This is a genomic window from Bradyrhizobium macuxiense, from assembly GCF_001542415.1.
Taxonomy (GTDB): domain Bacteria; phylum Pseudomonadota; class Alphaproteobacteria; order Rhizobiales; family Xanthobacteraceae; genus Bradyrhizobium; species Bradyrhizobium macuxiense.
Window position 1 is genome coordinate 43,218 of the sequence record NZ_LNCU01000019.1, and the last position, 20,439, is coordinate 63,656.

Genomic DNA, 20,439 nt, shown 5'->3' on the forward strand with positions numbered 1-20,439 from the left:
AGCAGATCGAGGAAAAATTGGCGCTGATTACGTCGATTGCGCGCGTTCGCCCCGACGCCTGAGAGAGCGGGCAGCGCAGTTAGCCGGTTCGCGAGGAAAGCATTCAATGCAGATCTATACTCCGTCGGCCGCGCGCCTGTCGCAGGTCAATTCGCAGGTGGCTATGCAGGGCACACTTCTCGCTGCACAAGCTCACACGTCATAAGCAAAGCTAAGTCGGTGCGCGGCGGCGAATGAAGCGTGATAGCCCCGTCGCTCCAAACAACTCGCAGACAGCGATATGGCATTGAACGGACAGCAGATCGTTTCGCCTTTGGGCAGGTTACTTCGTCCCTTGGGCACCGACCTTCCCGTATCAAAAGTCTCTTCAAGCAAGGCTGCCATCTGGCGGAGCCCGGAAACGCACACATCGAGTGACGTGGGGCGGCACCAGTGTTCGAACAGATTCATACCGTGATCCATTGCCCGCGAGGGAACGGAATACAATCCAGAGACAAGACACGGCTGTGTCAGAGAAGCGCCGTTCACGACGCTTCAATGCAAGGCCTAACTTGAGTCGGAGAGTTACTCGATGACCGCCATCAAACTGCCGGCCTGGCTTCGTATCGTGATGGTGAGCGGCGCATTGCTGCTGGCTATTGGCGCGGGGCTGTTCGCCTATTTGTGGTACATCCGACCGGTCACGTTGGCCGCCGCGGTTGGATCGCTTGATGGCGAAGCCGATAAGGTGTTGTCGGCCATCGCCAGTCGCCTGACCGCCACGTCAGCGCCAGTGAGACTGCGGATCGTCAATCAATCGAGCGCCCTCGACGCCGCCAACGCATTTTCTTCGGGCAAGGTCGACCTCGCCGTCGTCCGTGGCGACGTCGGCGACCTCTCGCAGGCCCAGGCTGTCCTCGTGCTCGCGCACGCAGTCGTACTGATCGTAGCCCCTCCCGGGTCGCCGCTGAGCGACATGGCGAGCCTGAGAGGTCGCCGCGTTGACGTGGTCGGCGGAGAGATCAACAGAGCCGTCGTCAACGCACTGCGTCAGCAATATGATCTTGACCGCGCAAACGTGAAATTCAGGGATGTCTCGTTGCCTGAGGCACGCCAAGCAGTCGACTCCAAAAGCATAGACGCGCTTCTGCTCGTCATGCCCCTGACCCCAAAATATCTGTCGCTCGCGCGCAGCCTCTTCCCGCAAAATCCAAAATCCCTGCCGGTGCTCATTCCAATTGAATCGGCTGGCGCAATTGCGGAAAGTCATCGAGCCTACGAAAGTTTCGACGTGCCGAAAGGCACGCTCAAAGGTTCGCCGGCAGTTCCGGATGACGACCTCACAACACTGCGGGTGCCTTTCTACCTGGTCGCGCAGAAAAAGCTCAATCGCGACACCATAGCCGACCTGACACGATCGCTTCTCGCCGCGCGCCGGGACCTCATCGGCGAACTGCCGATCCTGGCGCAAGTCACCGCCCCTGATACGGATCCGGAAGCCTTCCTGCCGGTCCACGCTGGCGCAGCGGAATACTTCAACGGCACCCAAGAGAGCTTTTTGGACGAATGGAGCAATGCGATCTACCTGACTCCGATGATCCTTGGCGGACTGGCTTCGATCCTCGCCGCGGCCTGGAGGTTTATCGGCTTGCGGACGTCGAAGCCGGATGAATCAGCGCTCGACGCGCTCTATGCCCTGGCTCGCCGGGTACGCAAGGCCCCGCACGAAGATGCATTATCCGACATCGAGGACCGGATTGATGATATCTTGAGCGGCCAGCGTCTCAAAATCGCGAGCGGGGACGAAGATGCGGCCGATATGGCCACGTTGAACGTTGCCGCGAACAGGGTCGAAGGTCTGATTCATGCCCGCCGCGCCACGCTAAAACCATCTCAATTGGACGGTAGCTGAGGCTGCCGGCTCGGGAATAGGCCGCGGCAAGATGCGATACTTGAAATGCTCTGGTCGGATTCAGTGAGCAAATGGCCGGCCGTATCCAAGCGAACTTCCGCAACCGCTATAGCTCGTCTCATCCCGGTGAGGTGACGCTGTAGCAAACGCGGACTCCCCCTAGCTGATGCGCGGTAAGTTGAAGCGGTGCGCCACCTTGACACAACAAGAGCGACTTGCCGGGGACGCGGCCGCGGTGCGTGCGCGAATGGTGGCGAAACGTGACCGGATCGAAGGCGAGCGGCAACGCAACATTGATCTCGTGATCAAGTACGTCATCTCTGAGGAGGACGCCAAGCAGCGGATCGCGGAGCTAAAGGAAGAGCGCCTGCGCGTCGACGCCGAGATGGCCGCGCTCGAAGAAGCCCCAGTCCCCGTTGCGCTCCACCCAGCTGCCTTGGATCGCTACATCAGCACGGTGAACTCACTTGCCGAGACGATGGCTGATCATTCGAAGGCAGAGGACGATTGCGGTTCCCTAATCCAGGATTTTCGGACTCTTGTGCACAGCGTCACTGTCCACCCACGGGGCCTTGGAAGCGCTTCGAGGTCGAAGTGAAAGGTAAGCCCCTCATCGGCGGGAGGTCTTTCCTCGGGCCCACCACAATAGTGGGGGGATACATGCTAGCGGGAGAGGGACGCGCTACCAGGTTCAAAACGCAAGCGAAATCCTTAAGTTTTCCAGCACGTTGGCCGGATTGGGGTAGCGGAAGCGTCGGTGTTACATCCTACCCGGATGTCTCACCTCCCCGCGCCCCGGAAAGGCTGTTACGTGGCTCGTCCCTCCTACCTCGCCCGGCGCGGCGATGGTCGCTATTTCCTGCAAATTCGGTTGGGGAAACGGGCGGCAAAACTCTTTGGGCTTCCCCTCCTCCGTGTCAGCCTCAGGACCGGGGATTTTGGTGAGGCGATGCGCCGGCTGGTGGACAATCTCGGGTGGGTACAGGAGCTAATCGACGCTCCAGACCTGGAAACTTTGGGGACCGTGCTCGAGGCGCGGCTGCGGGGCTATGTCGACGACGGTTCGCCGGCCGACGAGCGAAGCTTGGCCGAGCGCTGCGCATTCGAGCACGAGGTGCGCCGCTTCCTTACGCGGGCGCAGGAACGCGGCTACGCCTATCCGATGCGCTTTCCGAGGATGCCGAGCCTCTGGGTCGACTTCGTTAGTCAGAACAAAAGCCGCCGAAACCAGCATCGTCCGGTTGAACGTTCGCCGCTCCTATGAAGCCGGCCGGCGTGACGCCACCGAGGCAGCTAACGATGGCTGGACGCCGATGGCGACGGCGCCATCGGCCGTCCCATCGGAAGCGTTCGACCCGATCGCCATGATCGATCGCCTCGTTCAGGACGCGGTGGCGCAGCGCGTGGCCCAGCTCGTCCCGGCCAACATCGTTCCATTGGCGCCGGCCATCGCCCCGACCGAGACCGGCGCCGCGACCGAGCTGGCAAAGTCGGATGGTCCGGCTGCGGGCAGCTCGGATCGCATGTCGATGCTGCTGCAAGAGTTTCTGCGGCCGGCTGGGCGCAAGCGGCAGCACAAGATGAAAGGCCGTGGCGAGGCAGAGTCGGTTGTGCAGTTCGCGATCGACTTCCTGGGCGATCCCCGCATGAACGAACTCACCGAGGAGAAATGGAAGCTGCTTGACGATGCGCTTCCGGACATTCCCAATCGCGAAAACATCCCGGCTGAATCTTCGAAGTCGCTGTTCAAGCGTTACAAACACGCCGAAACGCACGGCTGGTCCGAGCTCGCTCGGGTCACCACCACGACGATCAAGCGTCGCTACTGGGGCGGACTCTACAAGTTCATCGACTGGGCCATTCAGGAGAAGCACTACCGCGGACCCCGCTACACGTTCGAGTGTATCGATCCCGAAAACCTGGCACCGCTGCCGCGTGACGCGTTCGACGATGAGGAGCTGATCACCCTGTTGAAACAGCCGCTGTTCACGGGGTGCAAGAACAAGCACCACGTCTGGCAGCCGGGCGGGCATTTCGTGCAGTCGCACATCTACTGGGGATTCCTGATCTGCATTTTGACCGGCATGCGCCCTGGTGAGGTCGGTCAGCTCAAGTGCGCTGACATCAGGACCGACAATCAGTTCTTTTACTTCGATCTCAGGCCCTTTGATGCGCGGGGCGGACGCGTTGCACTGCAGGACCTCCGCAACCTGAAGACCAATGCGGCAGGACGCGTGATCCCGATTCATCCCCTGCTTATCGAATTGGGCCTGCTCGAGCGGATGCAGGATTTGATGGACAAGGGCGAGGAACGCCTATTCCCCGAATGGGAGGTCTATGTCAGAAAGGACGGTACGGAGCGCTGGTCCCAGCCGCTCAGCAAGTCCCGGCAATATGTCAAGAAGCTCCTGAAACTGAACCGGGCCGACCTGACGCTTTACAGCACGCGGCACCTCATGGCCGATTGGCTTGATAGCGACGGTATCGCGCGACGAACGCGCGACCGCACCCTCATCGCCACCGCCAAACTCAACGACATCGATCCACAGGCCTGGCTCGCCGACGTGCTGGCGCGCCTACCGGATCACCCTGCCAAGCGTATTGACGAACTCATGCCCTGGAATTGGCGACCTCAGAACGTCGCTCACGCCGCGTAAGCGCTGTCAGCCATCTGCTCAAGATGACTTAACTAGGGGCCGTCACCGGACGCGTACACCCAATCTCATAAGAACATATTTGTTAATTGGAGACTGGCTGATGCGATACGCTGTGGGACTTGGATTGTTGGTCGCTCTGTGTGCCTCAGCCGATGCGGCGGCGATGAAAGATTTGCGCAGACACCGTCACTTCGTTATTCGAAGCACGCCTCGCGTGATTGCTCCCCAAGGTCAAGTTGGGGCGCCGTCTGGGCAGTTCGCGGTTCCAGGCTGGTCCGACGACGCAACCCGCCGCTGGCTCGATAACGCGAGTTCGGCCTGGACTAAGGCTTGATAGTGGCGAGCCAACCAAGCGATTATTTGTAACGGTCAGGGAATTATTTTGGCCACGCTGTGCTAGGCCGCAGACCAAATGACCAGTCTTGGCCTGTCGGGGTAACCTGCTGCCGAAGTAGCGACCGCTCCCAAGCAGAGGGGTGATGTTGGACGTCGATCGACAGACCTGACGTGAAAAAGCAGCGAACACCTGAAGAAGTCGCGGACGAGGAGCAGGCGCGCGCCTCCGCCTCGGTCCCTCGCTTTTCGAGTCTTGAAGGGTTGATCCAATCGTTGGTCAAGCGAGTTGCGAGAGCAAGCTCTCGCGCCCAGGTGCCAACGCAGCTAAACGACGACAACATTTCTTGATCCTCTCGTCGATCGTAGCCTAGGCGCAGGCGAGAGGACGATAGACCGCCGCGCACAACAGTCAATCAAGGACACCCGTGTGACTCGCCTCACGGTAGTAGCCACCGGAAAGCTTCATGATGCGGTTCATCGGAGACCACGAGGTCTCGTCTCAAATGAGGAGAATCGCCATGGCTTGCGGAATGCGAGAGACAATCACCATTAGTTACTGGGGCGTGTGCTGGAAATGGGGCTTCATCCCCTATCCCTGCAAGAAGACGAAAACAGAGGTTCAGTACCGGTATGACTTCCTCCCCTGGCGCACCAGGTTCAGTTGGTCTCCCTTCCGTCGCAGTTACCAAGGATGTTGCAACGGCACTCTCTTCGGATGGTCCTATTGGACTTGGTCGCCGTTCGGCACTGGCAACGGTCCCTGGATCACATACCAGACACTGACGTATTTCTCCGACTCAACGATTGGTTCGATTGGTCCTTGTCCGTTCAAGACAGGTGCAACCAGTCAGCCCGTGACGTTGTCGGAGCCGGCCATCGGCTCAATTGCGCCCACGGAAGAGGTATTCTACGAGGACCATGGTTGTCCTTGCGTCTAGGACTTTACGAACACGCGCCTCCTAGTCCTAGTCCTAGTCTGCCCCTTGCAAAGGCCGTCGCGCTGTATCTCCAATCGGCTGCGGCGGCTTTCATTCGTCGGGCGCAATGATCCCCGCAGGATGGCTTCCGCTCTCATAGAGACGGCCGTGTAGTGCTGCGCGGCCTTGATAGACTTCAGCCGCGCCGGATCATTCCGAACGATGTCAGGATCAGCTAGCAGACGCTGCTTGTACGCGACGGAGGCGCGGCAAGATCGCCGGTTGTTTTTCAATACAATAGCAATCTCAGGCGTAGGGCGGCACGTTCACAAGCGTACCGATCAAACGTAATAGAGCTTGATGCTCAGGACCTTTTGGATTGCTCCGTAAGAACTCGCCCAATTCTATGTGCGTTAGTCGCCCGCGGGAGGGCGCATTTGGCTGGTGGATAATGAATGCATTGCCATTTGTCGGTTCTCGTCCAAGAAACCAAGTATCTCCATTCGGGCTGCGATACAGTTCTCTCCTTTCGGACATTTGGTCACGGCTCCAGCTTGCGGTGCGCTTTGGCCGCCGCAGCGGCTAATTCTCGAGCCAATCGCTCCGCTTTCAACCGTTCGCGGTTGGCGTGGAAGGCGTTCTGAGCGCGCTCATACTCTGACTGCGCAGGCCGGGCGTCTACTTTTCTAAAGGCCTGTTGGGCTTGATGCTGAGCTGCAGCGCGCCTCTTCAATTCTCGGATGTCGGCCATTTCTTGTCACACTACTTGATCGTCGTCCCCTCCCTTGGCCACCCAGATTCCGCGTGCCTGGATAGATTGCCGCGCCCAGAGGAGCCCGCGGCACTTTCGGCTTGGCGAGCTATACGCAGCAGTTTCTCGCGGCGGATGCAAGGTGGCATACCCTTGCATTGCACCCGCAAGTTTGCCGCCTCTCGCTCAAGGCTCCTCGCGCATCGATTGGTTGCTGACGCCTCTCGTCGACATGACGCTACTCCCTTGCATTGGGCGGGAGCGCAACTGGCGCGAACTTCATCCCTTTCGGCGCCTCAAACGATCCTCGGCGGATAAGTCGCCAGGAATCGCCAACCCGGTGGGTGGTTTTCTCCCGGTCTGGGCAAATGGGGGACTGAAAGGCGGGAGCTTAGACCGACTCTCGGGGGGCCGATTTGTTCCTATTGAAGGCCGGGCTTAGCTAACTAAGGTCCGCTATCGTAGGTCATCCTTGCGATGCTTATCACTTGGAAAACCGCGTCCCCGAGATCCATTTGGTTCGCGTTACATCTGACGACGGCGAGCGCCAGATTTGGCTTGCAGCATGCGCTCGAGATGAGGCTGTAAATAAGGTGCTCGATGCCGACCCTGAAGGATGGGCTGCGAGCCTGGTTCAGCGCCAGCTCAGCGCCGAAGATTCGGAAGCCCTGAACATGAAGGCCGGAGAAGTCCGCAAGCACCGGACGTTTTAGTTCCGCTGTGGCGTCCCGCGCCGGTCCCGGTCAGCCTGGGGCTGGGGGCCAAAGATAAAGCGACCGGGACCATGCGCGAAGCTTACGGACGGTGTTGTTACGGCTTAGAAAATCGACCTTACCCCATTTCATCGGACGTAAGATCGCAGCCTACTTCCAATCGAAGGGAGAGACGCCATGCCGTCGCCCGTATGCATTGCCTGTAACACGGAGCGGATACTGCTGGTGACGCGACGGGAACCAATGTGGGACCGAGCAGCAGGACACGCCTGAGCGCCGCCCGTATTCGCCCGGGATGGAAGTTCATTTCGCGCCGCAGCATATTCGCGGTGACGGGCAGGGGGATGGCACCGAAGGTAGCATCGATGGCGGTCAAGCCTGAGGGAAGAACTGGCGATACACGAACCGCTCGGCGCAACCCTGGACATCTCTGAGCCCCAGCCTGGCGCCCAGCTCCGCAACGCTGTGATGCACAAGCCGACCTCGCGCCGAGCGATTGCGGATGACGACCCAGTCAAAGCCGCCTTGGTCAAATCGGCACCGACACCTGCGGGCTTCCCACACCATCTGGGCGTAGTGACCTATTCCCGTCACCTCGTGCGAGATCGGGTCAGGCGAGACCATTGTACCGAGATCAAGAAAACTGTCGGGGACGGGCGTAAAAAGCGTATCGGCCGCAAGGTGCGCAAGGCGCATCAGATAGGTGTCGGAGGGGTATTAATTCACCAGGAAATCGATGGACGCCTTGATGTCCGAAATGGCCGCCTCGAAAGCAGCCAGCTCCTCGGCCTCGTTGTCCTCCAGATTTGCGCCCTCGGCGCGCGGGACGAAACGATGCAGCGGAAGCTCCAGCACAATCTGTCGATGATGCGCCCAAATGCACCGGTTTTCGAGATATCGCGTCAGGCCTCTCTGATTGCTGTCGAGATCAATCGTCCCGACCCGCTGACCGATCTTTAGAAGCGCGATCGCCAAATGCGCCGCCATCGTCGTCTTGCCCGAGCCGCCTTTCTCGTTGCCGACGACAACGACATGCGGCGATCCTGCCCCAGCGATTGGTGTCGCGTGCAGCATCGCTAGGATTCCGATTCCAACGCAAGACCAATGCGATCCACGTCCGTTCCACGCCGACGTTACTGACGATGTGCGACCGGACGGGTCGGAAGGTGTCCTCGTTCCAATTCGTCGGTGTCACAGCTGCCAACCAGGCTGCCTGCGACTCCTTGGCGGTTCGCCGAACGGAACCGTTCGGCTCCGGATGCGTTTTTCCGGCTGAAGAACGCCATTGGGCCGAACGCATGTGCTGATGCGCAACGACCGACCTGCGGTTACGCTTGAATGTCCTGCGTGCAGCCGGGCGACACGCCATCGGCTTCTTTATGTCAAGAACGGTTGCGACATCCTGCAATGTCCCGACTGCGGACTGGGACGCACCGAGGCGTCGAGCTTTGATCCCCTCGCCTACTATGACGATGGTTACTTTTCCGGCCGCCAGTCCGACGGCTACGCCGACTATCGCGGGGCCGAACCCGTGCTGCGGCGCGAATTCGCCCGCACGGTCGAGTTCATCCGGCGCCGCAAGGCACCGGGCTTCCTGCTCGAGATCGGCTGCGCCTACGGCTTCTTTCTCGATGAGGCGCGCCGCGCCGGATTTGAGGTAAGCGGCATCGAGCCGGCGGAGGCGGCTGCAGCGCATGCCGGCGATCTCGGCTTGAACGTCGTCCGCGGCCCGCTGAGCGAAGCGACCCTCAAGTCGCTCGGCACCCTTGACGTCATCGTCCTCCTCGACGTCGTCGAGCATCTGCCCGACCCGAAGCAAGCCCTCGCGCTGCTCGCGGAGCATCTCCGGCCGGACGGAATCATCGTGCTGACGACCGGAGATTTCGGCTCCCTGGCGGCGCGCTCGACCGGCGCGCACTGGCGCCTGATGACGCCGCCGCAGCACCTCTGGTTCTTCAACCGCGACAGCATCGCGTCTCTGGCCCATTCGATTGGTCTTCGCATCGAGAGTTCCGATCACCCCTGGAAATTTGTGCCGTTCTCGCTGATCGCCTTCCAGATCGGTCGCATGCTCGGCCGCAAGATCGCGGCCAGCCCAACCGGAAACCGGTTTGCCATTCCGGTAAACCTGTTCGACACGATGCGCGTTGTCCTGAACAAGGCGTCGCCACGTGCGGAGGCGAGCGTCCCATGACCGAAATTCGCAACCACCGAATTCGCAACCCTTGGGTCGTTGTCGCGGCTTACAATGAGGCAGCGGTGGTCGGCAGCGTCGTGTCCGGCATTCGCCGCGCCGGATACACGGTCATCGTGGTCGATGACGGATCCGCCGACCGCACCGGCGACGTCGCGGTGCTCGCGGGTGCCGTCGTGGTCCGGCATCCGATCAACCTCGGACAAGGCGCAGCGCTGCAGACCGGCATCGACTTCGCCCTCGAGCAGCATGCGGATGCACTCGTCACGTTCGACGCCGACGGTCAGCATTCCCCCGCGGCGATAGCGGCGCTGCTCGCGGCGATCGAGCAGCCCGGCGTCGATTTCGCGCTCGGCAGCCGCTTCCTCACCGGCGCGACGGCAAATCTGCCGGCGTCGCGCCGCATCCTGCTCGGCGCCGCGATCCGGTTCACGCGCGCGAGCACCGGACTGCCGGTCACCGATACCCACAACGGCCTGCGGGCGATGACTGCGCGCGGCGCCCGTACGATCTCCTTGCGGCAGAACCGGATGGCACACGCGTCCGAGATCCTGCACCAGATCGCGCAGAGCCGCCTGCGCTTTGTCGAGGTGCCGGTGAAGATCGAGTACAGCGCCTATTCGCTGGGCAAGGGTCAACGCATGACCGACGCCCTGACCATCCTGATCGATCTGTTTGCGCGGAGGCTCTACCGATGATCGCGCAGCTGTTTCTGACCGCCCTTCTGGCCTTGGTTCTCGTCTACGCATGGTCGGCGCATCGAACGGTGCCGATCATCGGGCTGTTCGCGAGCGTCGCCGCGCTCGCCGGCCTCTACTTCGTATGGGTGCCGGAGCATGCCACGGCGCTGGCGGCGTTCGCGGGAATCGGCCGCGGGTCGGACCTCGTGGTCTACACCTGGGTCGTGATCAGCCTGCTCATCATGCTCCATTTGCATCTCAAGCTGCGGCTCCAGCTCGACATGATCACGCGGCTGACGCGCGCCGTGGCGATCGATCGTGCCAGAGAGAGCCGGCGTGACGCACGTCCCCCGCGGAAACGTCGCGCGGTTATGTCGGCCCGAAAGACCGAGACGCCTCCGATCGGATTGCAGGCGAAGAAGTAAGATGCGATTGCCAGATTGCGCGGGACGCCGGCATCACTCGCTGGGCGCGTGAGGATTGGCGTAGATCCAGGCGAACGGGCGACCAAATCGCCTGACCTCATCAACCAGCACGGCGGCCGTGCCGGCGGCACAAGGCCAGCGCTCGGTGGCGATCAGATAGTCGGCCCGATCCAGATTTGTTTCGGCAATCCAGTTGCGACGGAACATCACGCCGGCCTGTTGCTCGCGCCAGCCCAGGCAGACCATCACGTGCGGGGGATCGCCCGCGAACCGGCCTTCAGCGTCAATTCGATGCTCGAGGCGGCGCAGCGCCTCGGGAACCGCCAGGCTCCAATAGTCGAGGTCGAAGCGGCCGTAGGCGCCGGCGACGCCGCCTGCCAGACTGTTCATCGCGATATATTCGAGCGGATGCAGGATCGCGAGCGTCACCACGATGACGGCCGTGTACGCCACGCCGAGGACCGCGGGCACAATCGGAAGGCGTCGCAACAAGGGCATGAGGCTCTTAAGCCCGCGCGCGGCCACGACGGCGAGCATCGGGATCACGAACAAGACGTGGCGGATACCGTCATAGAGCGTCGAGCCCTGCACGATGAGCACCGCGATCGGCCCGAACGCCGCCACGGCGACGACCAGCACCGCGCGCGATCCTGCGAGCTCGGCCGCGACCGGTCGCAGTCCGGCGACGCCGGACCGACGCAAGGCGCCGATAGCGGCGCGGGTCCACGACCCGGCAGCACCGATCCAGACCGCCATGCCGACCAACAGCAACGCCAAAAAGCCCTCAGGCAGGCGCGCCAGGAGCTGCCCGGGGATGTACCAGGCGGGCACGTTATCGGTGAACGTGCGTCGGCCCCAGTTCTGGAATTCGAACGAAGTGTCAAGCGTCGCAAAATGCCGACAGGCCTCGAGGAATTGCGTGAGCGGATTTCCGATCTGCAACCACGGCCAGAGCGCGATCGCCGTTATCCAGGCGACGAGGATGGCGAGCAGCGTATGCAAGGCGATCCGGCGCAATTCGGCATAGTCTGCGCGGCCATGGCGCAGCAACGCCTCGAGCGCACACAGGCTCATGCCGCCGATGAGATACGCATGCGTGATCGCCCCGCCGGGGCGCGTCGCGATGGCGAGCCCGGTGGCAAGGCCCGTCGCAAGGGTCAGACGCCAATTCGGCACCCGCTCCCGCACCATCAGGACGATCGCGAGCGTCGCCCAGGTCATGGCGAACAGGAACGGCACGTCGATCGGCGCGAAGAACAGGTTGCCGTAGACGTAGCCGGTCAGCAGGCACAGGGCGAGCGCCGTCAGCCCAGCCCAGGACCCGACTGTGAGCCGTGCCATCGGCACGACAGCGGCGAGCCCCGCGAGGCCGATCAGCAAGGTGATGGCGTGCCGGACCGTGATCGGGCTCGCGAGATGAAGCGACTGCACGGCCGCGATCAGCAACTGACACCACGGTCCGTACATCCACAGGAACTCTTCGACCGTCTCGAACTGGGACCGGTCGGCAAAGCCGCTCGTGTACCAGGCAAGCGCCTTGGGGCCGTAATCTTCGGTGTTGAATTCGTCGGTCGACAGTCCGTAATCCGCGGCAGTCGCAAGCCCGATCACCAGGACCACGCCCAGCACAAGGAGCACGAGCAAGGTCTCGGCACGGCCGGCAGCAAATGCGACGCCGAGTTTCGGCCTCGCAAAGCCGGAGCTGTCGCCATCCACCCGTTCAAGCGCCATACGTCCTCCCGCGATCGAGCGGCTGCACGAGGAGTTCAGGCGGCGGGATCAAGACGCAGGCGGTTTGCCATCGACCGACACTGCCGCCTGCACCAGGTCAGGCGACATCCCGCTCAATCGCGAACGAACCCCCAGCAACCTCAAGTGTTGTCCCTGGATGGCTTTCATAACACCCCTGACGGGAACTTTGTTCCACAGGTTCGAATCAGGTTCTTCCAAGGTGGACTGGCAATGGCGATCCTTGTCACCGGAGGTGCCGGATACATCGGGAGCCACATGGTGTACGAGCTCGCCGATCGTGGCGAACAGCCCGTCGTGATCGATGATTTTTCGTCGGGCTTCGAATGGGCGATACCGTCCGGCATTCCGGTCGTCGTCGGGAGCATCGGGGATCAGCGGCGGGTTGCGCAGCTGATCGCGAAGCATGGGATTTCGGAGATCATTCATTTTGCGGGATCGGTGGTTGTCCCGGAGTCGGTTGCCGAACCGCTTCGATATTACCGCAACAACACCGCAAATTCGCGAAGCCTGTTCGAGATCGCAATCAGAAGCGGGGTGCGGCGTTTCATCCTTTCGTCGACGGCTGCGGTTTACGGGGATCCGCCGGCAAATCCCATCACGGAAGAGACCCCCGTCGCGCCTGTATCACCTTATGGCTCATCCAAATTCATGGCCGAAACAATGCTGCGTGATGCCGCACGCGCTCATGGCCTGCGCTATGTCATCTTGAGGTATTTCAACGTAGCAGGCGCCGATCCTGCATTGCGCACCGGACAGGCAACGCGAGGGGCAACGCATCTGATCAAGGTCGCAGCGGAGACCGCCGTGGGTCTGCGAGACAGGATCCAGGTTTTCGGCACCGACTATCCGACGCCTGACGGCACCTGCATTCGCGACTATATCCACGTCAGCGACCTCGTGGACGCGCATTGTCGCGCGCTTTCTTACCTGCGCGACGGTGGCGAGCCCGTGACGCTGAATTGCGGCTATGGCCGCGGCTTTTCGGTGCTGCAGGTGGTCGATGCCATGCGGCGCGAATCCGAAAAAGACTTTCCGATCGAACTTGCCGCCCGCCGGGCTGGCGATCCGGCGGAGATCGTGGCGTCGGCGGAACGGATGCGCAATCTGCTCGGCTGGCGGCCCCGATGGGATGACCTTTCTCTGATCGTCCGCCACGCGCTCGCTTGGGAACGCAAGCTATTGGCACAAGGTAACGCAAGCCGTCCCTACACAGGGCCTCGGCTGGACCCGCTCCGCACCATTGCCGGCAAGGTGAATCGGAAGAAGCGTCGGGTACGCAGACGTTCACCACTCATCCAAGAACAGAAGATGCGCCGGCGATGAGCTATGGCGATCGCATAATGTCGCGGCTTGGCGCGCCATGCAGAATAAAAAAGCGAACTCATATGCTATTGAAATCGCGATATAATTCTAGCCCCAGCTCACGCTCTGTGGCGTGGTATCTGGCGACGCGAGCACAAAATGACTTTTAATCATGCGCCGTGGTGATCGCTGAAACCATCGAGATCGCCGAAGCAGCCGGCGAACTTGTCGCATCGCGGAGATCCCGATCAGGCGTATTTTGCGGACGGAATGGGCCGGGCCACGCACAACTCGGTCAATGTTTTGGCGTGGGATGCTGACTCCCAACTTTTTCACTGCCTGCCAGTAGCTGATCGTACAATCGGTCGATCTCGCGCGCCTGATCGGGCGTGACATCCTCCAGATGCAGCGCCCTTAGCTCATCCTCGGTTGGCTGGTAATTGCGACCATTGCGAATCGGCCATGGTCCACTGTGAAGTGGCGAGGCGCTCTCTGCGTTAGCAGCAAGCGCAGTAGGGGTACAAAGCGCAATGGTCCTCACCGCCAACAGTGCGTAAACGAGGATGGCACGTCGAGTTTTAGCAGCTATCATTTGCGAGTCTCCGTGCCGAGGGCTACGGCGAAAGTTGGAGCGGACACCGACAGGCTCGCTCTTCCTTCGAGATCGATTTGTCGCCGCCTTAGTTCAACAATATTATGTGATGGATTCGTCGCCGCGAGGCGCCGTCGGACGACCTGCTGAGCGCGCGGTTCAATGTTAGAATGCCTTCTTAAATTGCGCGACATAGTCGGGGCTCCCATAGACCCACATGGGCTCGTCACATTGCTGTGGACCTACGTCGTTCATGCAAGCGGAACTCCATGGCGGAGCTGCAATCTCGCGGCCTTCGATCCTGTATCCCTGCAGTCGACTGCCAACAGTCGGTCGAGTGCCGACATTCGCTCGATTGCTGCTTTCGTTGGTTCGCACAAGAGTCGTGGCTTGCGTCGCAAGAGATGGCACAAGCAGTAGCGCCGCCAGAAGGTATCTGGTCTTCATTGTTCAGCTTCCTTGATTGAGCCTCGCGCGGGCCGAGGCATGAGCGTTTCTGAAAGGAAGACCGAAATTGGGGTCTAGATATTTCCCGATCACGCAAACGTTTGGCAGTGTCGCCATCTATCTCGACGAGGCAGACATCGCATGGATTCAGGGCAAGGCCGACCACTTCAGCATCGGCGAGACGGCGGCAGTTAGAAGATGCCGTCGCCACTGCGCCCGCGACGCAAAGCGATTTCGTTCGGTGGGGTTATTCGCGCTGGTGGGGCCGCGTTACCGGCGGACTGGAGATCGAGCACCGTCGTTCAGCCGCGGGGCAGCAGCGAGAGGCTTGGCGCGCCTTGCAGCGCGCGCAAAATGATTAAGACTCTACGCCTCGGTGCTATCACAATCCGACGCGGCCCGACTTCTGCTCTTGGCCCATCGCGACATACTGCGCTGCCGCACGAAGGCGTCGCCGAGCAGGATCACCCGCCCCTTCGACCACGTAGCCAGCGACGGCCGGACGAACAGGCCCCATTTGTTCAGCGTGTCGACGCTCTTGACCAGGTCGACGATGTCAGGATGCCAGCCTTCGAAAAGCGGCTCGTGTTCGGACGCCAAGACCTTTTATTTAGACACCGTCTTATTTAGACACCGTCGAGAGCGCGGTCATCAATGGTCTAACGGCCGAATTGCGCGCGCCGAAAGTTATCTCGGAATACGTACGCACATATCTCGAGGAGCGGAAGCGCCTCGCAGCCACATCACATGCAAGACGGCAGCGCCTTGAGCAACAGCTTGGGCAATTAAACCGGGAAATCGAACGACTGGTGGATGCGATCGCGAAAGGACATGGCGATCGACTGCCTTAGATGCCGAAACGAAGCGGATATCTGAGGATTTGCAGAGTGAACCACCCGCAACGAAGGAAGTCGCGCTGCATCTGGCCATCCTCAAGCGATATGAGGAGCAACTCGGGCGGCTTGAAGGAGCACTGGGTAAAGGTATCAGTGCAGGTGACGGAGAGGCCGCAGAAGGCATCCGAGACCTGGTCGAGACGGTCACTCTGTTCCGCGATCCAGGACGTCCAGGTGGCGTGGCCGTGGACATAGCCGGCCGGCTAAACGCCCTGCTGGGGGAAAGGCCTATCCAAACCAGGTCAAAGGAGTGTGGGTAAAGGTGGTAGCGGAAACCCACTATTTCGGAGGCCCTGTTTTCCTATCGGCGCGCAGCCTAACTGGCCCTGGCGGCACTTCGATAGTCCGCCAAGAACCGCCGTTTGTGCGAGATCCTACTACGGATCGAACTTCCGCCGAGTCAATTCAAAATCCCCAGGCTCGCGACACCCATCCTTGCTATCGATAGCATAAGTCGTTCCACCAGTTGGTACCCTTTGCCCTCCGAAGGCAAAGGTCACACGTTCGAATCGTGTCGGGTGCGCCACTTCGGTACAAAACTGGGCACGCCAAAACTGGCAGTTTTTTCGCTCGACGCAGCGACGAGCGTGCGCAGGAGGACGCTTTTCGATCCCATGATGCGAACTTCTTTCTGGTCCACCTCGACGCGCTGGGCGAGCGCGCGCAGCTGGTCGCGTCGGTAGCCGCCGCTCTCGGTCCTCACCCGCCTGCGGGCCTGTGCGGCGAACGCCTTGAGAGTCTGCGGTGAGATGCTCGGCTCGAGCCGTTCGAGCGCATCCTCGGCCCGCTCTGCATCCGCGCGGGCCTGATCGCGGATGGCCCTGAGCTCGGTTACGCGGTCCTTCCGCATAGCGTCGGTGAGGTCGGCGACGCCGTTCTCGATCGCGTCATAGAGGCGCTTGGCCGCGCTGTTCGGCAGCCAAGACGATGCGGTAACCGATCGGCGGCAATGCACCATTCCAGAAGCCTTGCCGCGCATTCTCTTTCATTGCCCGCAGCGTATGCTTGGCGTTCTCCTTGGACTGGTATTCGTCAAACAGCGCCATGATCTGACGGATCATGTTGCTCATCGGATCGTCGCCGAGTTCTTGCGTGATCGACACCAGCCGTACGCCGTTCTTGGCAAGTCGGCGGACATAGAACTCAAGCTGGAACTGATCGCGGAAGAAGCGGCTGAAGCTATGGACCAGGACCACGTCGAATGTCGGCGGCTTGGTGGTCGCCGCGTCGATCATGCGCTGGAACTCCGGCCGCCGATCGCCGGTCGCGGACGCACCCGGCTCGACATAGTCGGAGACAATCTCCCAGCCGCGCGCCGCGCAATAGCCCTTCGCCTGGCGGCGTTGATCCGGGATAGATAGATCGCTGTCGGCCTGCCGCCCGGTCGAGACTCGCAGGTAGAGCGCCGCCCGAACCGCCTCAGCCATGGCGATATCCCCGTCAGCTTTTTCCAAAGAACTCGTCGAACAGATCGCCAAACCAAGCTTCGAGCACGTCGATCTCGGCTTCGGTCACTGGCACGTCCTTCGGCCAGTCATCCGTCACTGTCCACGTCACCGAAGCGCGCTTCGTCCGTCGCCGCGTACGAGGCAAGGACGCTGCCGCATAATCATAGAGATCGTCGAGCCGCGTGTCCGCCGACGCGCACCGTTGCTTCGATCTTTGCGCGGGAGCCATGGCGCCACTGTGGCAAGCCTGGCCGATCCACAGAACGACCGATGTCCACGCTACGTCACGCTGTGGTGCTGCGACTCGCACTTCTTCGGCAAGTGAGCGCTTGCGCTCACAACAAGCCATGATCGCTTGGCGGCAAACGGAGCTCCCGCGCGACCGGCTGGCGCGGAAGCCGGCGCGTTCGGTTCAGCTTGGGAGGATCCGGCAAGCGCCGGAGTTGAAAAGGAGCGAGAACGTAACGACGACGGCGCTCAAGATAGATCGAGTCGGGCGATTCATGAAATTCCCCTGGAGATAGACCACTGACATGGACATGACGGTTCGGACCGAGGTTTGTGACAGGTCGCGCGTCACGGCCGCATTTTTATTTGACATCGCCGACGCTGCGCCGTTGACGCTCATTGGAAGGTGGGCCGAACCGTCGAGGCGGCAAGATGTGAGCCGCGAACGCGCTTGATCGTTTGGAGAACATGCCGGGACGCGCCGCACCGAGCCATCGTGCGATGGGGGCCGCACGTCACTCCGGACGTCTAGGTGATCCTATCCGCAAGGATAGGTGATCCACATCTCATGGATTTCCATGAGGTGCGGCCGAGGCATGACCCCGCTAGTCTCGGTCTGCAGCACCCGACCGATCATCTTCCCCACTGGTGATGGACGCCATCGCCTCCAAGGAAAGCACCCCACTTTCGCCTCAAGCCAGGTTGCGCCAACACCGGCTCGAGCAGGCAATGAACATGCTGCGCTACACAGACTGCTCGATCGTTGAGGTTGCCGTGGCGCTTGGCTACGGCTCACAAACCGCTTTTGCCGCTGCGTTCAGGCGGTTGACTGGCGAGACCCCGACCGATTGGCGACGGCGAGCGCGTTAACAGCAATTGCTCTTCAGTCACGTCAATCGCTCTTGGGCAGTTCCCTACCCGCTCCGCTAATTGATGGTGCGCCCACGCCAGCAAAACGGAGAGGAATATATGACCTGGCAACACTCCATCAGCCGACTTCCCGGCACTTCGCGCCGGACGCTTCTCGCCACTGCGCTCGCGTGCGTGAGCTCGCTGACGCTGCGCTCCACCTCGGCCGCCGGGAAGGAACCAAAGATATCAACTAGCCCTGTCGACAAGATTGGTCCCTCATCAGTCTCCACCGGAGACGGCGTTCAAATCTTCTACAAGGATTGGGGGCCGAAGACCGCTCAGCCGATCGTCTTTCACCATGGTTGGCCGCTTAGCTCCGACGACTGGGACAATCAGATGCTGTTCTTTCTCGGCAAAGGCTACCGCGTTATCGCTCATGATCGCCGGGGTCACGGCCGGTCGAGCCAAACAAGCGACGGCCATGACATGGATCACTACGCGGCTGACGCCGCAACCGTTGTCGAGCATCTCGACCTTCGCAATACGATTCACGTTGGCCATTCGACGGGTGGCGGCGAGGCCGCGCGCTATGTCGCGCGCCACGGTAAGGATCGTGTAGCGAAGCTGGTCCTGATCGGTGCAGTACCGCCCCTCATGCTGAAGACCGAAGCCAATCCGAATGGCTTGCCGATCGACGTGCTCGATGGCCTGCGCAAGCAACTTGCTGCGAACCGCTCACAATTCTATTTCGATTTCGCAAGCGGCCCCTTCTATGGCTACAACCGCCCGGGCGCGGAGGCGTCACAAGCGGTCATCTGGAACTGGTGGCGCCAAGGCATGGCCGGTAGCGCCAAGGCACACTATGACGGCATCAAGGCCTTCTCGGAGACGGACTTCACTGAAGATCTGAAGAACATCACCGTCCCCACGCTAATCCAACACGGTGGCGACGATCAGATCGTCCCCGTCGCTGACTCAGCGCTCCTGTCGGCGAAGCTGCTCCGCCACAGCACTCTGAAGATCTACGACCTTCTGCCGCACGGCCTGTGCACGACACACGCCAACATCATCAACGCGGACCTGCTTGCATTCATCTCCGCCTAGCCATTTCCACTCACCTTCTTGCACCAAACAATCGGAGCAAATCACATGCGTCTCGTCATCATTGGCGCCGGCTTCGCCGGCATGTACGCCGCACTTTCCGCCGCTCGCCTTCGCGATATTCAGGGCGTTTCACCCGAAGAGCTTGAAATTGCGCTGGTTGCGCCTGAGCCGACGCTGGTGGTCCGCCCCCGGCTTTATGAGCCGAAGCCCGAGACTCTGACGGCGCCACTTCAGGACGTTCTGAAAGCCATCGATGTCGTCTACGTGCAAGGCAGTGCCGAGACCGTCGATACAAAGTCCCGCGCGGTGCAGATTGTCACCGCCAAGGGTGCGAAGAAGAGCCTCTCCTACGATCGGCTGATTGTTGCCACCGGTAGTCGACTATTCCGGCCCAATATCCCTGGCCTCGCCGACCATGCCTTCAGTGTCGACGGGCTGAACGACGCGATCGCGCTCGACCGGCATTTGCACCAGTTGGCGAGTTTGCCGATATCGGAGATGCGCGACACGGTCGTCGTTGTCGGCGGCGGTTTCACCGGCATCGAGGCGGCGACCGGAATGCCATCGCGTCTCCGCACGATCCTCGGGAAGGACGCCAAGCCGCGTGTCATCATTGTCGATCGCAATGAGGCAATCGCCCCCGACATGGGTGCCGGTGCCCGCCCCCTCATCGAGGCCGCACTCCGCAACGTCGGTGTGGAGACACGGCTAGGCGCGAGCGTCGCCTCGCTGGACAACTCTGGCGTCACGCTTTCCAGCGGCGAGCATATCGAAAGTGCAACCGTGATTTGGGCAGCCGGCATGCGCGCAGCCCCGTTGACAGCGCAGATCCCCGCCGAGCGCGACAGTTTCGGCCGGCTTCTTGTCGATCGCGACCTGCGCGTGTTGTCGGTGGATCGCGTATTTGCTACCGGCGACGCCGCTAGAGCAGCATGCGATAATGTTGGAAACTATTCGCTTATGTCCTGCCAGCACGCGACGCGGATGGGTGCTTTTGCGGGCAACAATGCTGCTGCCGAACTCTTGGGCGTCGCGACCAGACGGTATCACCAGGAGGCATACGTCACTTGCCTCGATCTGGGAGAAGCCGGCGCGCTGTTCACGCGCGGTTGGGAGCGCAAGGTCGAGATGGTCGGCGATCAGGCCAAGAAGACCAAGCGGGAGATCAACACTGTCTGGATCTATCCCCCACGGGCCGAACGCGCCGCTGCACTCGCGTCGGCCGATCCGGAGCATGTCACGGAAGTCTAGGGC

The 20,439-nt window shown here is 61.2% G+C and carries 14 protein-coding genes, 1 tRNA gene and 4 pseudogenes; 13 read left to right on the forward strand and 6 right to left on the reverse strand.

Annotated elements, in window-relative coordinates:
- Positions 1-192: 192 nt before the first annotated feature.
- Entirely contained in the window at positions 193-450 is a 258-nt protein-coding gene (locus AS156_RS41730) for a hypothetical protein (protein ID WP_136625993.1), read from the reverse strand.
- A gap of 121 nt (positions 451-571) precedes the next feature.
- Here AS156_RS41730 and AS156_RS04030 point away from each other — a divergent pair, with 121 nt between their 5' ends.
- The 5 genes and pseudogenes from AS156_RS04030 to AS156_RS40270 all read left to right on the forward strand — a co-directional run bounded on the left by AS156_RS04030 (position 572) and on the right by AS156_RS40270 (position 7,265).
- A complete protein-coding gene (locus tag AS156_RS04030; RefSeq protein ID WP_066500321.1) occupies positions 572-1,891 on the forward strand; it encodes a TAXI family TRAP transporter solute-binding subunit in 1,320 nt (439 codons plus the stop codon).
- 196 nt (positions 1,892-2,087) lie between these two features.
- Entirely contained in the window at positions 2,088-2,489 is a 402-nt protein-coding gene (locus tag AS156_RS04035; RefSeq protein ID WP_160331050.1) for a DUF3375 family protein, read from the forward strand.
- Positions 2,490-2,702: 213 nt separating this feature from the next.
- Positions 2,703-3,155: a hypothetical protein gene (locus AS156_RS43895; RefSeq protein ID WP_245312544.1), complete on the forward strand. Its 453-nt coding sequence runs from the start codon at positions 2,703-2,705 to the stop codon at positions 3,153-3,155.
- A 1,243-nt stretch (positions 3,156-4,398) separates the two neighbouring features.
- Positions 4,399-4,548 (forward strand): annotated as a pseudogene (locus AS156_RS41735) (transposase domain-containing protein); the annotation flags it as partial.
- Positions 4,549-7,040: 2,492 nt separating this feature from the next.
- Positions 7,041-7,265 carry a hypothetical protein gene (locus AS156_RS40270; RefSeq protein WP_082747312.1) on the forward strand — a complete coding sequence of 75 codons (225 nt, stop codon included), beginning with the start codon at positions 7,041-7,043 and terminating at the stop codon, positions 7,263-7,265.
- A gap of 372 nt (positions 7,266-7,637) precedes the next feature.
- Here the strand turns inward: AS156_RS40270 and AS156_RS43905 are convergent.
- Positions 7,638-8,339 (reverse strand): annotated as a pseudogene (locus AS156_RS43905) (division plane positioning ATPase MipZ).
- Positions 8,340-8,550: 211 nt separating this feature from the next.
- On the opposite strand from AS156_RS43905, the gene AS156_RS04065 reads away from it, so the two are divergent.
- Genes AS156_RS04065 through AS156_RS04075 form a run of 3 tightly spaced genes read left to right on the forward strand, consistent with a single transcriptional unit; the run spans position 8,551 to position 10,564 of the window.
- Entirely contained in the window at positions 8,551-9,459 is a 909-nt protein-coding gene (locus tag AS156_RS04065; RefSeq protein ID WP_136625994.1) for a class I SAM-dependent methyltransferase, read from the forward strand.
- Positions 9,456-10,157: a glycosyltransferase family 2 protein gene (locus AS156_RS04070; RefSeq protein WP_066500348.1), complete on the forward strand. Its 702-nt coding sequence runs from the start codon at positions 9,456-9,458 to the stop codon at positions 10,155-10,157. The genes AS156_RS04065 and AS156_RS04070 overlap by 4 nt, the downstream gene beginning before the upstream one ends.
- Positions 10,154-10,564, forward strand: a complete 411-nt coding sequence (locus AS156_RS04075) for a DUF2304 domain-containing protein (RefSeq protein ID WP_066500351.1) — start codon at positions 10,154-10,156, stop codon at positions 10,562-10,564. Before AS156_RS04070 ends, AS156_RS04075 begins: the two co-directional genes overlap by 4 nt.
- A gap of 33 nt (positions 10,565-10,597) precedes the next feature.
- On the opposite strand, the gene AS156_RS04080 is transcribed toward AS156_RS04075, so the two are convergent.
- Complete coding sequence (locus AS156_RS04080; RefSeq protein WP_066500353.1) at positions 10,598-12,295, reverse strand: hypothetical protein; 1,698 nt, start codon at positions 12,293-12,295, stop codon at positions 10,598-10,600.
- A 231-nt stretch (positions 12,296-12,526) separates the two neighbouring features.
- On the opposite strand from AS156_RS04080, the gene galE reads away from it, so the two are divergent.
- Positions 12,527-13,639, forward strand: coding sequence for a UDP-glucose 4-epimerase GalE (gene galE, locus AS156_RS04085; RefSeq protein WP_066500354.1), 1,113 nt, complete (start codon positions 12,527-12,529; stop codon positions 13,637-13,639).
- Positions 13,640-15,023: 1,384 nt separating this feature from the next.
- Here the strand turns inward: galE and AS156_RS43910 are convergent.
- Complete coding sequence (locus tag AS156_RS43910) at positions 15,024-15,257, reverse strand: hypothetical protein (RefSeq protein ID WP_066500359.1); 234 nt, start codon at positions 15,255-15,257, stop codon at positions 15,024-15,026.
- 749 nt (positions 15,258-16,006) lie between these two features.
- On the opposite strand from AS156_RS43910, the gene AS156_RS04095 reads away from it, so the two are divergent.
- Positions 16,007-16,079, forward strand: a tRNA-Arg gene (locus AS156_RS04095).
- Here AS156_RS04095 and AS156_RS45725 read toward each other — a convergent pair.
- Both AS156_RS45725 and AS156_RS45730 read right to left on the reverse strand, forming a co-directional pair.
- Complete coding sequence (locus tag AS156_RS45725) at positions 16,050-16,511, reverse strand: hypothetical protein (RefSeq protein WP_347336605.1); 462 nt, start codon at positions 16,509-16,511, stop codon at positions 16,050-16,052. The genes AS156_RS04095 and AS156_RS45725 overlap by 30 nt on opposite strands.
- Positions 16,456-16,980 (reverse strand): annotated as a pseudogene (locus tag AS156_RS45730) (recombinase family protein); the annotation flags it as partial. The gene AS156_RS45725 and the pseudogene AS156_RS45730, both read right to left, overlap by 56 nt.
- Before the next feature lie 912 nt (positions 16,981-17,892).
- Between AS156_RS45730 and AS156_RS04115 the strand changes: the two are divergent.
- The 3 genes and pseudogenes from AS156_RS04115 to AS156_RS04125 all read left to right on the forward strand — a co-directional run.
- Positions 17,893-18,099, forward strand: a pseudogene (locus tag AS156_RS04115) (helix-turn-helix transcriptional regulator); the annotation flags it as partial.
- A gap of 99 nt (positions 18,100-18,198) precedes the next feature.
- Complete coding sequence (locus AS156_RS04120) at positions 18,199-19,185, forward strand: alpha/beta fold hydrolase (RefSeq protein WP_082747328.1); 987 nt, start codon at positions 18,199-18,201, stop codon at positions 19,183-19,185.
- Positions 19,186-19,230: 45 nt separating this feature from the next.
- Positions 19,231-20,436, forward strand: a complete 1,206-nt coding sequence (locus tag AS156_RS04125) for an NAD(P)/FAD-dependent oxidoreductase (protein ID WP_066500366.1) — start codon at positions 19,231-19,233, stop codon at positions 20,434-20,436.
- Positions 20,437-20,439 lie beyond the last annotated feature (3 nt).

Bases quoted from the DNA above. Each gene is read 5' to 3' on its own strand.
- AS156_RS41730 (WP_136625993.1), bottom strand. From the start codon at position 450: ATGAATCTGTTCGAACACTGGTGCCGCCCCACGTCACTCGATGTGTGC.
- AS156_RS04030 (WP_066500321.1), top strand. From the start codon at position 572: ATGACCGCCATCAAACTGCCGGCCTGGCTTCGTATCGTGATGGTGAGC.
- AS156_RS04070 (WP_066500348.1), top strand. From the start codon at position 9,456: ATGACCGAAATTCGCAACCACCGAATTCGCAACCCTTGGGTCGTTGTC.
- AS156_RS04075 (WP_066500351.1), top strand. From the start codon at position 10,154: ATGATCGCGCAGCTGTTTCTGACCGCCCTTCTGGCCTTGGTTCTCGTC.
- AS156_RS04080 (WP_066500353.1), bottom strand. From the start codon at position 12,295: ATGGCGCTTGAACGGGTGGATGGCGACAGCTCCGGCTTTGCGAGGCCG.
- galE (WP_066500354.1), top strand. From the start codon at position 12,527: ATGGCGATCCTTGTCACCGGAGGTGCCGGATACATCGGGAGCCACATG.
- AS156_RS45725 (WP_347336605.1), bottom strand. From the start codon at position 16,511: ATGGTGCATTGCCGCCGATCGGTTACCGCATCGTCTTGGCTGCCGAAC.
- AS156_RS04120 (WP_082747328.1), top strand. From the start codon at position 18,199: ATGACCTGGCAACACTCCATCAGCCGACTTCCCGGCACTTCGCGCCGG.
- AS156_RS04125 (WP_066500366.1), top strand. From the start codon at position 19,231: ATGCGTCTCGTCATCATTGGCGCCGGCTTCGCCGGCATGTACGCCGCA.